At 38.7% G+C, this 15531-nt stretch carries 14 protein-coding genes; 12 read left to right on the top strand and 2 right to left on the bottom strand.

The genetic code is table 11. The features are described 5' to 3' along the window. Positions 1-58 precede the first annotated feature (58 nt). Positions 59-256: a hypothetical protein gene (locus tag PQO03_RS17800; RefSeq protein WP_274152222.1), complete on the bottom strand. Its 198-nt coding sequence runs from the start codon at positions 254-256 to the stop codon at positions 59-61. Then, entirely contained in the window at positions 246-818 is a 573-nt protein-coding gene (locus PQO03_RS17795; RefSeq protein ID WP_274152220.1) for an ATPase, read from the bottom strand. The genes PQO03_RS17800 and PQO03_RS17795 overlap by 11 nt, the downstream gene beginning before the upstream one ends. A 1379-nt stretch (positions 819-2197) precedes the next feature. On the opposite strand from PQO03_RS17795, the gene PQO03_RS17790 reads away from it, so the two are divergent. From PQO03_RS17790 to PQO03_RS17735, 12 genes are all read left to right on the top strand, one after another. Next, the gene (locus tag PQO03_RS17790; RefSeq protein ID WP_274152218.1) at positions 2198-3394 is read left to right on the top strand and encodes a type II secretion system F family protein; all 1197 of its coding nucleotides are present in this window, start codon (positions 2198-2200) and stop codon (positions 3392-3394) included. A gap of 14 nt (positions 3395-3408) precedes the next feature. Beyond that, a complete protein-coding gene (locus PQO03_RS17785; protein WP_274152216.1) occupies positions 3409-3807 on the top strand; it encodes a type II secretion system protein GspG in 399 nt (132 codons plus the stop codon). 12 nt (positions 3808-3819) lie between these two features. Beyond that, on the top strand, positions 3820-4317 hold the full coding sequence (locus PQO03_RS17780) for a hypothetical protein (protein WP_274152214.1): 498 nt from the start codon (positions 3820-3822) through the stop codon (positions 4315-4317). Continuing rightward, on the top strand, positions 4307-4699 hold the full coding sequence (locus PQO03_RS17775; protein WP_274152212.1) for a type II secretion system protein: 393 nt from the start codon (positions 4307-4309) through the stop codon (positions 4697-4699). Before PQO03_RS17780 ends, PQO03_RS17775 begins: the two co-directional genes overlap by 11 nt. After that, positions 4696-5352: a prepilin-type N-terminal cleavage/methylation domain-containing protein gene (locus tag PQO03_RS17770; protein ID WP_274152210.1), complete on the top strand. Its 657-nt coding sequence runs from the start codon at positions 4696-4698 to the stop codon at positions 5350-5352. Before PQO03_RS17775 ends, PQO03_RS17770 begins: the two co-directional genes overlap by 4 nt. After that, positions 5325-6323: a hypothetical protein gene (locus PQO03_RS17765; protein ID WP_274152208.1), complete on the top strand. Its 999-nt coding sequence runs from the start codon at positions 5325-5327 to the stop codon at positions 6321-6323. Before PQO03_RS17770 ends, PQO03_RS17765 begins: the two co-directional genes overlap by 28 nt. Beyond that, complete coding sequence (locus PQO03_RS17760) at positions 6323-7477, top strand: hypothetical protein (protein WP_274152206.1); 1155 nt, start codon at positions 6323-6325, stop codon at positions 7475-7477. The genes PQO03_RS17765 and PQO03_RS17760 overlap by 1 nt, the downstream gene beginning before the upstream one ends. Beyond that, positions 7474-8061, top strand: a complete 588-nt coding sequence (locus tag PQO03_RS17755; RefSeq protein ID WP_274152204.1) for a hypothetical protein — start codon at positions 7474-7476, stop codon at positions 8059-8061. Before PQO03_RS17760 ends, PQO03_RS17755 begins: the two co-directional genes overlap by 4 nt. Continuing rightward, entirely contained in the window at positions 8061-8891 is an 831-nt protein-coding gene (locus PQO03_RS17750; RefSeq protein ID WP_274152202.1) for a hypothetical protein, read from the top strand. Before PQO03_RS17755 ends, PQO03_RS17750 begins: the two co-directional genes overlap by 1 nt. Next, positions 8878-11088, top strand: a complete 2211-nt coding sequence (locus tag PQO03_RS17745) for a secretin N-terminal domain-containing protein (RefSeq protein WP_274152200.1) — start codon at positions 8878-8880, stop codon at positions 11086-11088. Before PQO03_RS17750 ends, PQO03_RS17745 begins: the two co-directional genes overlap by 14 nt. Further along, complete coding sequence (locus PQO03_RS17740; RefSeq protein ID WP_274152198.1) at positions 11085-12635, top strand: GspE/PulE family protein; 1551 nt, start codon at positions 11085-11087, stop codon at positions 12633-12635. Before PQO03_RS17745 ends, PQO03_RS17740 begins: the two co-directional genes overlap by 4 nt. A 164-nt stretch (positions 12636-12799) precedes the next feature. Further along, positions 12800-15529, top strand: a complete 2730-nt coding sequence (locus tag PQO03_RS17735) for a CARDB domain-containing protein (RefSeq protein ID WP_274152196.1) — start codon at positions 12800-12802, stop codon at positions 15527-15529. Positions 15530-15531: the final 2 nt, after the last annotated feature.

Raw genomic sequence — 15531 nt, 5'->3', positions numbered from 1 at the left:
AAATGGTAGTAAAGTGGTAGTCGAAGTCAAAAACGGCAAGGATTTGGCAAGTCGGCGCTTAGTTCTTAAAGGGACTCTTTTCGGTAATTTCACCAGAGGGAAGTTTATAGAAGATCTTACCTTCTTTTGAAAAGACAGATGCGATATTCTTTTTTTGATTTCTTTCAAGTACAGACTTTACAGCTCGATTGCCAATTTTTTGAATATAGAATGCATCTTTGTAGACTGATGAGCTTTCTAATTGTTTAGATTTCATCTTCGACTCCTTTTATGAACTGAGTAAAAATATCAGTGTCGTTAATATCATATTGATCTTTTATGCCAATGCAAAATTCTTTGAAACGAAGATCTGAGTTATAGACTAAGAACCATTGATTGACCATTTCTTTATACACATTCCAGAAATTATTTTTACTGCGGTAGTATCTGCGAATAACATCTTCATTTGGAACATGATGACCGCCGTTTAAAACTCGCTCTTTAATTCGTTCAATACAAACGTCAGGGTTTTCGAGAAAGATATAGATTAGCTCGACGTCGAAACCTTGCTCCTGTACTTTAGGAATTAATTTCTCAAGGTACTTACCTGAAAGAGTTGACTCCAATACAAAACTTTGTCCTTCCTTAATGAAATGCCTTACTTGCTGGAAGAAAACTCTGCCTGCTTCCATTTTTCCACCAGTCGTATTGCTGGGGTCTAGTTCCTTGGCAATTTCATCGGCATTCACAAAGGGCAGAGATAAATCTTCCGTCAACATTTTTGCGAATGTTGTTTTTCCTGAGCCATTAGCTCCTGATACGATATACAGCTTCTTCATAATACCTTAAGTTTTAAATCCTGAGCTTGTGCTTACATCAATAATACATAACATAAAATCTAGGCGCATAAATACAACTCCGTCAAGTGTATCTCTTATGGGCTTCCTATCCGGTCAATTTATTGAGTAGCTTTTTGATCGACATATAGTATTTAACCGTATTTGTCTCAATTTGGCTTGAGTGAAACCATGGCTGTCAAAACACAGAGTGTTCGAACTTAACCCTATAGACCAATATCCACTATAGAAATAATTCGTAATAAATGATTTCAGTTCTTAGTCATTTGAGCATAAAAAAGCCACCCTTGGTGAGGGTGGCTTTTGAGTGGAGGCGGGGGATTTGAACCAGTGGTTTTTGTAAAGTACTTATAATGAGAGGTTAATAGATATGCATAAATGACTTATGAATATTTCAATCAGTCTAAGTTTCTACATGTATGCACAAGTTCGAACATCTACACGTACCTTCTGACGTACCTAAAATAATGGTGGAGGCTAAAACGATGGCGCGAAGTTCCCCTTTCTGAAAAGTATAAATCATGGACTGTTTTTAGTAGAATTCTTTCTATTTTCCAGGGCTCTTTCAGTAATGTTATTAATGGAATAGTACCTTAGGATTTGCTGTTCTTTTCTCCTTAGTCAATTTTTGATCATTAGGGATGTACCAAATATCAATCAGTAAAGCATTTTCGTTTCCCATCTACCCACTCTGACTTTCTCCTTACAATATTCAGCAGTTCTGCCGAAACCCTATCATTATCTTCGCGGACGAGCTCCCCGTTATGGGTTTACTTCAATACATTGACTGAAATCCCGTGTGTAATTACAAAAATTTCAAGCAGCTAAGCTGCGGTGTCAAGATCTTTTTTCTCGAAGGTGTCTATTTTTTATCAATGATTCTCATATCCTTATCCTCTTTTTTAATTTAGGGTGATTGTCCTTAGTGGGTCAGTGGCAATTACAGCCCAGAGTTGCATGTGCAGGGACTTTTCTGCCGAGGCCATTTGCATTGTTTTTTTTGACCGGAGTGCCAGCCCCCCATCCTAGACCTGCCGACTATTTCAAAAATGAAATACCCATGGCTGCCATATTGAGGATATGGATCTCCTCCAGAATGAGGGAGATGCTAGGAATACTCAAAAGTATACAGCAAACTTTGAAGAACCGGATGGTGTCATCTTTTTTATTGTGGTGGACCTCCCAATCAATTCACGAATGGATATTGTGGGAATATACTTTGTTTCTTCCATGTCAGATTTATGAATAGCAGTTAAAGACTGATTTTTATGTGTTTAATAAGAGTTTAGTATGTCTCTTGAGGCAAGATTTTTTTAAATTATAAACTAATTTCAAGTTGTTTAAATTGTTGAGTGATGGGAATGCCTTTATATAAATTTAAAGTTGTGGATCAGAGTGGTGCTTTTTCAGAAGTGGCACTAGATGAAAGTAGCAAGGATGATGCGCTTAGTCGTTTGCGTGGACGAAAGCTGGTGCCTGTAAGCTTTATTGGTGAAGGTGGAAATACAGGTAAGGGAGCCCTATTTACACGTGCGCCGTTTTCTCTAGAAGATTTCACCGAAAGTTTATCGATGCTACTGGATGCAGGGATATCTTTAGATAAAAGTTTAGCGATTATTGAAGAGACAATGGAAAAAGAAGAAGCGCGTTTATTTGTTGCGGATATGCGTCAAGGTTTACATGAAGGAAAAAAGTTTTCTGAGTTGATCCATGATCGCAGTTCATTTTTCCCAAAGATTTATAAAAATCTCGTTGAGGTAGGTGAAGAATCCGGAGCTTTGCCGATGGTATTACAACGCTTGCAAGAATACCTTCAACAAAAGAAAGAGATGCGCTCATATTTGCTGTCAGCGAGTATCTATCCACTTATTATTAGTTTGATTAGTTTTAGCGTTGTTATTTTTATGCTCGCTTACATTGTTCCACAATTTGCTCAGACTTTTGCCAAGGCGAATAAAAAGCCGAGTGGTTTGGCCGCCATGCTCTTTGATTTTTCCTTTTTCATCAAGGATAATGGCACCATCCTTTTAGTCCTTTTTGTGAGCTTGGTCGGCTTACTGATTTATTTCTTTAAAGGCAAGCGCTACAAATACCAAAGAGATAAACTTTTACTTTCGTTACCTTTGCTTAAGCGCCTGGTGATTATTTCGGACCTTAGTTCTTACTTTAGGACACTCGGTATTTTGGTAGGGAATGGAGTGCATTTACTGAAGAGTGTACAGGTATCAGAACGAGTGATTAACAACGAATTGATTGCGAAAGAACTAGCAGAGGTTCCAGGCAAGCTTCGAAGAGGAAGCCCACTATCGACAACTTTAGATGAAATAGCCTACATCCCCTTACAGGTCACTAAAATGCTAGCAGTAGGCGAAGAAACTGGGCGCTTAGATGAAATGATGAAAAGGATATCGGAACGTTATGAAAAGGAACTCAAGCAGGTCATTAAAAATATTTTAAGTGCCTTTGAGCCCTTGGTTATTATTTTTCTAGGAGTCATCATCGGTGGAATTGTGATCGTGATGTTCCTCGCTATATCAGATTTAACAACATTAACTTAAGAACAAGGAAGAAAATGAAAAAACGTTATTTCTCATTAATTGAGATTATTATTGTGGTAACAATTATTGCCTTAATTGCCGCTTTTGTGGCACCTAAAATTATTGGTAAAGGTGATGATGCAAAAGTTGAGCTCACAAAAGCTGAAATGAATAACCTTTTAGGAGTCATCGAAATATTTAAGTTACAGACGGGGCAGTTGCCCGAGTCACTTAACGAGCTAGTAGAGAATACTCGTCAACTTAAGGGCTGGAAACGTCAGATGGATAAGGCCCCTGAAGATTCATGGAAAAACCCTTTGATTTTTGAACGCAGTTCCAATAATCGTCATGGCTTTGTGATTCGTTCTTTAGGTGCAGATAGTGCGCCAGGTGGTCAAGATGCCAATGCGGACCTCGTGGTTCCAGAAGAGTAAAGCACTGTTGTTTTGAAGTGTCGTAAATTTAGCTTTTTAGAACTGATTATTGTCATTGTTTTATTGACAGTAGTTTTACTTGTGGTGCTCAACCGCTTTGGCGGAACGAGTCCCCAAGAGATGCGCCTGCGAGTGGATAATCAACTTCAGGATATTTTTATCAAGGCAAGGTTACGAGCACAGCTTTTGAATGAAGCCGTGGAATTAAGATTTAGTAGCCAAGAGTCGGGAGCTGTGAAAGCTGAGTTTATGGATCCAGAGAATACAGAAGTAAACGAAGAGAATAATGGTGATGAAGCCGAGCCTAATAGTGCACTGGATGTGTGGTTAGGGGAGAGCGAATATAGCTTGGCAGATTTTTGTAAAATGAGTGAGCAAGAAGATGTGTTTTTCACTTTCTATCCAGACGGAGAGGCTTCAGGGGATGTATTGCAGCTTCAAGTACAGGACTTTACTTATACAATTAATGTAGATCGTTTAAATTCACAGGTGATGATCGATGTTGAATAAAAGTTTCACTCTAATTGAAGTGATTATTGCCACGGTGATTTTATCTATGGCTTCACTTATCGCCGTACAAATTTTGAGCCGCTCGGCCCAATTAAGTTTTGAAGCAGAAAGTACCTGGGGGACAAGTCATTTACTTAGCTTAGGTGCAGAATATCATCTCTTGTGGGGCGCGGAAGCAGAGTTTCCACAAGAATTATTGCCTCAGGGCATAGCGATAGAATGTCATACGACTGAGTATGTAGATGATAGCATGCTAGAGGAAGATTCACTCGAATTAAATAGTACTTGGCAGGCGATGAATATTCATGTGGAATTATGGCGTGATGGTGAATTGATTGATGAGCTTGTGATCACTAAGCTGCTGAGGGAACAGGACTTATGAGAAATCGGTCGTTCACCTTAATCGAAGTCATCATTGCTACGGGGATTTTTGCCTTATTATGCATTTTGTGCATGAAGTTAACGAGTAGTTCTTTGTCGAATTACGAGGCTCAGAAGGATCGAGCCCGTCATATATCACAGTTAGTGATCTTAGACAAAACTTTGCGTAAAATGTTTTCGAATATGGTGCCTTTTAATTGGCGTGATGAAAGTGGTGACAAGCAATCATTTTTCTATGGTGCGGTAAATGAAATGCGTTTTGCCCAGCTTAATAAAGTGAACACACTAAAAGATGGAGGAATGCGCTTTATAGAACTAATTCTGAATGAGGAAAATGAGCTAGTTGCCAATTATCAAACACGTCCATTTTTCAATGGAGAAGAACTCATAGAAGGAAAATACTACACTTCGTTATTAGCCAAAGATGTAGAGCAAATTGAATTTAGCTATGTCTCGGCAATTGAAGAGAGTCAAAGTAGTGAAGAATTGGAGTGGTTAAATGAATGGCTAGAAGAACGCCAGGATATTCCTTTAGCCATTTTATTAAAAGTGCGTTGGCGCGATGGGTCTGAAGAAAATTTCATGTGGCGAACTGCAGCGAGTTCTTATGACGAGAGACTCGCTCCATGGGACAATGGGAAGCTCACACAATGAAGGGGCCGGCATTAATTATAGTGATATTGAGTTTATTGATGATTTTTATGCTCAGTGGAGAGAGTAGTGCCATCAGCGCGCTTAGTTTTCGTCAGGCACTTTTACAGAATCGTTTGATTAAAAATCACTATGAGGCTGAAAGTCAACTAAGTATTCTTAAATGGAAACTGATGGGTGACCTCCAAGTTCATAAAAACAGAAATAACAATCAATCTCTTGAAGAGGAAGATTCAGAAGAGCGCTACCGTGCAGATGGACGAGTTCAAACATTGACGTCAGAAGATTTCATGGTTAAAACACAGATTAATGATGCTTTTAGAGGCTTGAATCTCCAAGGAGAAATCAGTCAATCTCGTGCCTTAGCATTCAAGCGTTTGCAACAAGTAGATGAGGGTGAGGAGCTCGTTTTTATAGATGAGTTGAGTCGTTATACGCAAAATAATGATGCCTACGATATATCTGCTTATGACCCCTATGATTTGCCAAGAAAATCTTCGATGGAGTATGGCGAAGAAATTTATTGGATACCGGAGCTTAGGGAATTTGTCGACTTAGCCTTAGTTGATCAGCAAGAGAATCCAGAAAGTTTAAGACAATTGGTGCGTCCTTTTATCCCTGATGGTGTACGTCTCTCTAGAAATTTAAAATCTAGTTTCTTCTCTGCAGATATTAACGAAATTATGATGCGTTTAAATTTAGCAGAAGATGAAATACTTCAGGTAAAGCAAGCAAGGACTGCTTGGTTTGAAGAATCTATTGCTTTGGAAGAATCTATTCCAGAGTTACTTCCTCGCATAAAACGTTTCTTTTCCTTCAAAGAGTCAGGAGTTTATTTATTAAAAGTGAAAGTTAGTGATCAAGAAGGCTTGAATACCGTGGTACATGAGGAGATTTTGCAACTGAACAACAGGGGGCCTAAAAGGTTTGGGAAGTTTAAGGGTATGCAGTATTGGCGTAGGACAAGTTTCTAATGTTGGGGAATAAATTAACAGTTATTAGCGTCACGCTTTGTTCTGATGGCAAGGCCTTTGCCATGAAAGTGCGCAAAGAGGGTGACTCTATAGGGGTCTTGGCCTGCCAAGAGTTTAATAAAGAAGATTCATTGGCAGACCTTAAAGCGATCTTTGCCATAAAAAACTCTGATTTAATTGTTGTGGGTGATAACTCTGATCTGAGTACGGTATTTACTTTATCGTTGCCAAAGATGAAAGACGTGGAATTTCGCAATGCTATAAAGTTCTCAATTAATGCACAGGTTCCAATGGCAGAAAATAAACTTAATTGGGCATATCAAATAAGGCATGACTTGTGTCAAGTTATATTGATGACTAAGGATAAATGGAAATTCATTGTAGAGCGCTGTGTGGGCTTAAAGTTCGATATTTATTTTCCGGCAATGGCATGCCATGAAGGTCATTTATATAAAAATGGCCAAATATATGATGTTGATTCAACAAATAAAATAAATGAATTGATTCTCAGGGAAGATCTTCCTGAAGCCAGTTTTTCAGTCAACTGGAATGACCTGGCAGATAAAGCCCAGCAGGAATTGTATTGGGGCGCCCTGAGTCAAGCGAGATATATGATTGAGGACTTTGTTAAAGGTGATCTAAAAACAGCTTTTCAACTCCCCAATGACTTGCGCTTAAAGCATCATTACTGGAGTCAGTATACAAGTCTAGTTTTAGTAGCCTATATGTTATTGATGTCTACTTATAAAGTGGCGGATTATTACGGAGATAAAAGTCGTAATCTAAAGCAGATTGAGCTAGCAAGTGATGATTTAGAGCGACAAATTCCCTATGTGGATTCACAGAGGTTCACTGAATTAGAGACTTTTCAATCAGAGATGAAAGCAGCTAGACAGGAATCAACGCGCTCTTTGCCCCAAATACTGAATGAGATAAGTCGAGTTTTACCAAGAAATTGCTATATTAAAGATCTGAGAATCAACGAAGAAGTAATTAATTGTCGATTACTATCCACCTCAGGTCAGATTGATATCCAAGAAGTCTACGAAGCTTTTCGTGCTTCAGATTTTTTTGATGATGATATTCCCATTACTCGCCAGCGTGATGAACTTAACCTAAGCTTACGAATAATCACGGGACTTAACTCTAAATGAATAAAAGACAAAAATACCTTTTGCTCATTATGCTTCTGATGATTGCGGTAGTGATCATAGATAATAGTAAGCTGAGCTTTAATATGGATTTCTTTAATGGCAATGATGCCATAAGAGCTAAGCAAAATCACCAGAAGCTATCAACAGACTTACAGCTCGCATTACATAAAGAATCTGAGTTAGAATCTTTGGAAAAAAGTAATGCTGAGTCTTTAAAAAAACTTTATAGTTATGAGGGACCGACATCGCCACGCAGCTTAATTCAGCAAGAAATACGAAAATACCTACAAGTAGAAAATCTAGATCAAATTATTGTCAACGTAGGACGAGAAAAGTCCTTAACGACTTATGAACATTTAAAGGTTATTGACTACCCACTTACAGGCACTATTGCAGCTGCGGAAATGAAAAGTTTTTACAGTTTCCTAAGAGCCTTGGCGGATAATGAAAAGATTTATAATTGGTCATCATTTCAGTTGACGGCCAGTAAAGCTACGAGTAAAGCACCAGCTAATAATTTCCGTCTCAATGGCGTCTTGAGAACCTATGTAAAAGCGCCCTTGATAGTGCAAGGAGCTCAGTAATGAAGAGTTCAATAATTTTAGCCTTAGTAGCGAGCGGAAGTGTAATCAGTACAGTTCTAGTCAAAGATCTTACATATAGAAGTGAAATCTTGCCTTTTTCTGCCCTCGAGAAAGAAACGCAAGTGCGAGAAAAAATGCTAAGTCAAGCGGAGCCAAGTGATTCATTTTTTGAGTCGGAAAATCCCTTTGATCCTTTGCGAGGAACGCAACTTGAACAAGTAGAAGAAATAAGTCAAGAGGAAGTTCAAGAAGTAGTGGAACCTCAGCACCCCTATAATTTTGTCTTACGAGGGATTATGGGCGTGGAAAATAAAAAAACAGTTATCTTACATTATGATTCACCCCAGAGTGCGAGTCCTAAGGCTCACCCAAGTTCACGAAAAGGACGCTCACCTCAGACAAAAACAAAAGATCAAGTGTTTGCTTTGGAAGATGATGTGGGAGAGACTGGCTATTCGGTTGTTGAGATCAATTCAGAAGAAGTAATTTTAGTTAATAATTCGGGTAATGAAATTGTTTTAACTATCGATGAAAGTAATTCGGTTAGTGTGAATATGAGAAAGCAGGTTCAAAAATATGCCGAACAAGAAAATAAAGTCATCTTAGCACAAGCAAAAAAACGGCAAGCAGAACTCAAAAACACACCTAAGGTTTCAGTACAAGAAAAAACAACAAAAGGCGAAGTAAAGCCTGATGCTAAAACTCCGTCTACAACTGAATTACCGAAGACAAAAGAAGAACTCTATAAAGAGCAGCGCATAGAACGCATTAAAAAATTAAAACAATTACAGAAATCAAGGAAAAAAGAGCGCACTAATGAAAACCTATAATTTATATATACTCACTTTATTTCTTACTGTACTTCTGTCCTGTAATCAGACGGATATAGATAAAGAGCCTCCAACACATGTGGAAGTGAATTTGTCGAAAAATTTAAGCCCAGATATAGCAGAGGAGGACTTGCCCGATAGCGGCGTAATTGAAGCTATATCACCCTTGAAGCTTATGGGCGAAGCCCAGGCGCAATCAGCCTTTCCACAGCGCGGTGAGACAAAATCAAAAGCATCTGAGTTTAATCGTTTAGCAGACATTATGAAAAGTCGAGCAACAGATCCAAAATTTTTTGAGGAAATAGTACCCTTTGACCTTGTGATGGATAATCTTGAGCTGGGCACTGCAGTAAAAGTTTTTAGTGAAACGCTCGAATTTGAGTATATTTTAGATCCAGGAGTCAAGGGTTTTGTAAAGGCCGATATTTCCTTAGCAGATAGCCTCACCTTGTACGATGCATGGAAGTTATTTGAACAAGTTCTCTATATTAATAATGCTTATGCTTCAGTCAGTGAGAGTGGTATTGTTAGTGTCTTTCCTTTATCCAAAATCGCCCAGGATTCTGTGATTCAATCAGTCGATAAGTCGACGGGCAATGTGTCTCTAGGATTTTTTCCTTTGAAGAACATTAATGCGAGTGATGCAGTTGCACAACTTAAACCCTTTATGGGGCCCAATGCCTCTTTGTCTGTTCTCGCAGCGAGCAATGCTTTATTGATGGTGGAAACAAGTGCGAATTTAGAAAAACTAAAAGCTATTGTAGAAGCTCTCGATAATCACGGTAAAGCTGATTGGCCACAGATGACATATAAGTGCCAGTATGTGAATGCAGTTAAATTATTGGAAGAACTGCAAAGTGCGCTCCCCGTCTTAGGCTTTAGCATCAATACGGGAGATGCGACTGGGCAAGGTGTGAGAATGGTGGCTCTAGAAAGGCTGGATGTTTTAGTGGTTTCAGCTCCTTCTCAGCTAGTCGTGCATGAAATTTATAAATGGATACAAATCTTGGATACTTTTGAATCAGAAGGAGAAGAGAAAGTTTTTTATTATCCAGTTAAACATGGGGTTTCAGATGATTTAGTCGCTGCTTTACAGCTCTTTTTTCCAAATACGGCTAATGCTTCAACGCCAGGGACAACGGCATCTACAAACTCAAGTTCCAGTAGGACGGGTGCCGCCGCTAGTACATCAAATAGCACTGGTACTAATCGCACACGAACAAGTACTTCTAATACGGCAAAAACGAATGAGCCAGCGGCGTCAATCTTTGATGAAGGAGTGACAATTTTTGAAGATATGCGACGCAATCAATTAGTGATTCGTACAAAAGCTAAAACTTTTGCAATGGTTAAAGCAATTCTTCGTCATTTAGATGCACCATCGATGCAAGTATTAATTGAAGTTACGGCAGTAGAAGTTGAACTGGGGGAAGGTTTGGAGTTTGGTTTTGAGTATGCAGCTACAGACAAATTTGGTAGTGGAGACAATTTAAGTGGTATTGGAGTGGGGAGTACCAACACAGATACGCCAAGCTTTGGCCCACCAGGTGATTTGAATCCTGGGATCAGTTTACTATTGCAATCTGCGGGTGTTGATAGTGAGTTTGCCTTTGTACAGGCAGTAGCTGGAGACAGTAAAACTCAGTTGCTCTTCACTCCCCATATTCTGACTTTAAATGGTGAGCCGGCAGAAATTAATATAGGTCAAAGTGTACCGATTCGAGTAGGATCCGTCTCAACTTCATCCAATAATGATTATGAACAAATTGAATACAGGAATACAGGGGTGATTGTTCGTGTTACACCCCAAGTTTCCGCGGATAAATATGTGACTTTAGATACTGAAATAGAATTATCGAGCATTGTCGAACAGGACCCCGACGATGTGTTAATTGACTCGCCGACTTTTAATGAAAACACGGTCAAAACTAAGCTTTTAATGAAAAATAAAGAAACGATTTTACTCGGGGGCATCATTCAAAAAGGAGCCTCACAATCAACGAGTGGAGTGCCTTTTTTAAAGGATATTCCGTGGATAGGCTTTCTCTTTAGTAGTGCGAAATTAGGTGAGAAAGAGAAAGAACTCGTTATCTTTATTAAAGCTACTGTGATTGAACAAGAAAGTGATTTTGAAGGAGTTTTAGAACGTTATAATGACGTCATGGAATACCGCGATCAAAGTCCCGAAATTAAATGAAATTCCTTTCACAAGAACTGATAGTTCAGGCACTTAAAAAAAATCCAAAATTTGAAAGCATAGAAAAGCCTTTTGATGAATGGCTTTTAGTTGATTCAGGGGAAGTTTCTGAGCAAGAATTATTGGAAGCATATGCGTCAATATGTGAATCGACTCTTGTTGATGAAGATGAGATTAATGAGATTGAACGCTCGGAAGATATCAATCAAGAGTACCTCGAAGAGAAACACATTCTTCCCCTTCAACTAAATGAAGCTATTCAGCAAATTGCAGTAGCTTCACCTTATCTATTGAATAATATTAGTCAGCAGTGGAAGGCTTTTTATGATTTAGATGTAGAATTTGTTTTGCTACGGAAAAGTTTTATCAATCGTAAAATTAATGAAATATATCATCAGGGAAATAAAGAACTTTTTTATGATGCCGATGATGAAAAATCACTTCAAGATTTAGCCAAAGAAGCTCCCATTGTACGCTTAGTTAATGATGTGTTTAGTCGTGCTTTAGAGTTGAGAGCCAGTGATATTCACGTTGAGCCAGGAGAACGTGAGCTCAATATACGTTTTAGAATTGATGGTGTCCTCCAGACTTTTTTTACGCCTCCACGCCAACAGTATTCCGCCATCGCATCTCGACTGAAGCTTATTGGGGGGCTCAATATCGCAGAACATCGCATACCTCAAGATGGTCGGATTGAATTGATGATTGTAGGTCAATCCACTGATGTGCGTATGAATACTCTCCCAGGCATGTACGGGGAATCTATAGTGATGCGCTTATTGATGAAAAATATTCAGAGTTTTAGTCTCCAAACAGTGGGTATGAATGAGGCCTTGAGAATTAAGTTTAATAAGCTAATTAAAAATCCTCACGGCCTGATCCTAGTTGTGGGTCCTACTGGTTCAGGTAAGACGACAACCCTCTACTGTGCACTTAATCTACTCAATTCTGGCAATGAAAAAATCATTACCATTGAAGATCCCATCGAATATCAAATTAATGGCATTACCCAAGTACAGGTGAAAGCCTCCGTAGGCTTAACTTTCTCTAATGGCCTGCGTGCCATTGTTCGCCAAGATCCAGATATCATTTTGGTAGGTGAAATCCGCGATAAAGAAACTGCCGATATATGTATCAATGCAGCCCTTACAGGACATTTAGTTTTGAGTACTCTGCATACAAATGATGCAGCGGGTGCCATAAGTCGCTTGCAAGATATGGGAGTTGAAAACTTCCTTATCGCTTCATCGCTTATCGGAGTCCTTTCACAGCGCCTTGTACGTCGCTCTTGCGAAGTCTGCAAAGGTGATATTCAGCAAGTCTGCAAAAACTGTGGCAACACAGGCTACAAGGGAAGAATAGGGATTTATGAATTATTGATGATGAGTCCTGTCCTTCAAAAAGCAGTCATTAATAAGCAGGATAGTGGAGAACTTAACAAGATTGCCCGTGAAGAAGGTATGCAAGTTATACGTGATAATGGCCTAGAAAAAGTAGCTCAGGGCGTCACCACCCAAGAAGAAATCATTCGCGTTTGCTCTAAGTAATTGTCATTCAGTTGATATGAAATGATGCGATGGGTTAGTTAATCTAATTTTAATATTATCCATCTTGTATGATATACCATTTAGTATATTTTTGTGCCTTTGTAATTTAAGGCATATGGGTGCCTTGGTTATGTTTATAGGGATTATATAGAGGGGGGTATCAGTTGAGATTTTTTATTATATTTTTTATGTTTGTTATACCATTGTTTGCAGATCTTGAGAAAGGGCTTGATTTTATTTTAGATAAACAAAATGAATATGGTTTATGGAGTTCAGATTCAGAACGTGAGTTTATAGACACCTTAAAAGTACTTGAGTATTTACATCTTCATAAAGGAGCTAAAGAAGAGTTGTCCTTACAGCGATCTTTATTAAATATAGAAAGTTTAAAAAATGCTAAAAGTATTAGTATATACTCTGCGCTAATAACGCTTATTAATGATGGTGGTACGCAACAAATCAATTCTTTGAAAAACCTGGATGGCGCGTGGGGAGCGAGTGCGGCTAAGCAAAGTAACCCTTTAGATACATTAATCGTAATTAATACCCTTTTAGATCATGGTGAGACTCTAGTTGATGGAGATCTTGTTCTTAAATATTTAGTTAGTGCACAATTAGAAAGCGGTTACTGGAACCTTTCAAATGAAGCTTCGGTCAGTAAGCTAGAATTAAGTGCTAGAGTATTACAAGTTTTACGTAGATTGGATAAGCAAGGCTTAGGATCACTCGCTCTTACACAATTGATGAATGACATTGTGGATTTATTAAAATCGAATATCAGAAGTAATGGACATTATGCTCTGCCTAACACAAAAGAGGAGTTGAAAACTACTGCAGAAGTATATAAGGCTTTAGCGAGCTTTGAGCAGCCATCTCTATTGATCAATACTTATAAACTTCTCCTTAATTCTCAAGCCGAGGATGGTTCCTGGTCAGATAAGCCTGAAGAAAAAGTTTATACGACAAGTTTGGTGCTAGGTGTGCTGGGTTTGATGGATATCCCCGACACAACAAATATTGCAGACTTGGCCCTACTTAAGCAGGGGATTAGTATAGATAAGTCATCAGTTATTGTAGGAGATAATGTTAATTTAAGCGTATTAATTTTTAATTTAGGTGATGTTTATGCTGATACGGCAAAGGTCAATTTTTACTTAGGAGACCCAAGACAAGGTGCAGAATTACTGGAGACTCAAACACTAAGTTCCTTACTCCCTGGAAAGTCAGTGAGAGCACAATACACATTAGAGACAGAGGGTATGCAGTTCAATCCAACTTACTTTATTGTGGTGAATGAAGATAAAGTGATTCCTGAGTCTGAATTTAATAACAATATCATTGCGTATAAGCTGAATATCCAGGGCTTAAATGATCCGGTACAGGTAGATGGCCCTGATTTATATGTTGATTCATCTAGTTTGAGTTTTAATGGGCATGGTAGCGATGGCAACCTACTTTTACTTGAAAACTCACTACTAAATATTTCTATGAATATAGCAAATATTGGAAATCAAAATTCAGGTGTATTTCGTTTTGAGTTAAAAGATGGTGCAGAGCTTTTAGCTCAGCAACAAGTAACTTCTATCAAGCCAGGTGAAATAAGGACAATTACACTGCCATGGAAGCCTCTTTCGGGTGAACATCAGATCAGTTTAGTTGTAGATGACCTAAACGCAGTCGATGAATCTTATGAAGATAATAATGCTGCGAATACGAGCTTAACAGTCATTGGAGCAGATGTTGCGGTTATCGCCAAAAAGCTTAATGAAGGACTAGAAGTAGATCCGCCAGCAGCGGCTTACGAAAATATGGTATTTACAGTGGCGACATCACATCAAAATGCCGATATAGATCTTATTGTAAAAAATATTGATAGTTCTTTTCAGGCTCAGCCTGTGAGCATGTCAGTTACAGGGAAATATCAATGGAATACGAGTACAGCACCAGCAGGGGATTATAAAGTTATTGCCTACTTTCGTTCACAAGAAGACGATACTTTGTTAGATACAGCAGAAGCGAACTTCGAACTTAAGTCGAGCATCGGTCTTCGCAAACTAACACCTTACCTCTCTAAAACGTTGATAGAGGGTGGTAATATCCAACCTATCGAGATTCAACTTACATTAGCTAATGCTTCGAATATAAACTCGCAATGGTCTCTTTTATGGAAAGTAGAGGATTCTCAGAGCAATGAAGTACTCAAATCTATTAAAGAAATGAATGTGGATTTATTAGCGACACAAATGTCAAGAACCGTTTACCTTAATGAAAAAATTGCGGGTGAATTTGATCAAGGTGGTGAGTACACAGTTATAGTTCAAGCAAGTAATGGTGAATTGAATTACGAAGGCAAAGCCAAGTTTTCTTTAGTTGCTCCCTTTGATCTTACGGTGAGTAATAAACTACTCCCAGCGGAGGTTTCTCCCCTTGGCCGTGCACGTATAAAAACTGAGTTAAAGTTATCAGCTTCGGGTGGAGAGGGTGATTTGACCCTGCCTTATAAAGTTCAAGCGATTAGTCAAGACCCTAAAGAAGTCATTGTCGATTCTGCAGAAGTGTCACTAGCACTTAAGTCTAAAGAAGTTTTAAATATTCTCGGGCAACAAGTTCCAGATGGTACTCGAGTGGCTGTCTATGTTCCCTATGGGACATTAGGCGGAGGTGAAGACTCACCGATGAATATGTTTCAACAGCAAAACCCTCAAATACGTCTGCTCACAGTTTTTAATGAAGAACTTAATTTTACCTACACTCCTCGCGGTGGAGTGCTTAGTGCTAATCAAACTTCCGTGACTGTACTGGAGTTTTACCAAGTTTTAGAAGACCAAACTGAGACCGGAAAATGGCAAGGGAAGCTTATCGGAACTCACGAAATTTACTTGAGGGGAGAATGATT

The sequence above is a fragment of the Lentisphaera profundi genome (genome assembly GCF_028728065.1).
GTDB classification, from domain to species: domain Bacteria; phylum Verrucomicrobiota; class Lentisphaeria; order Lentisphaerales; family Lentisphaeraceae; genus Lentisphaera; species Lentisphaera profundi.
Note: the sequence above shows the minus strand (reverse complement) of the source record. Positions and strands in the feature narration are given on the sequence as shown.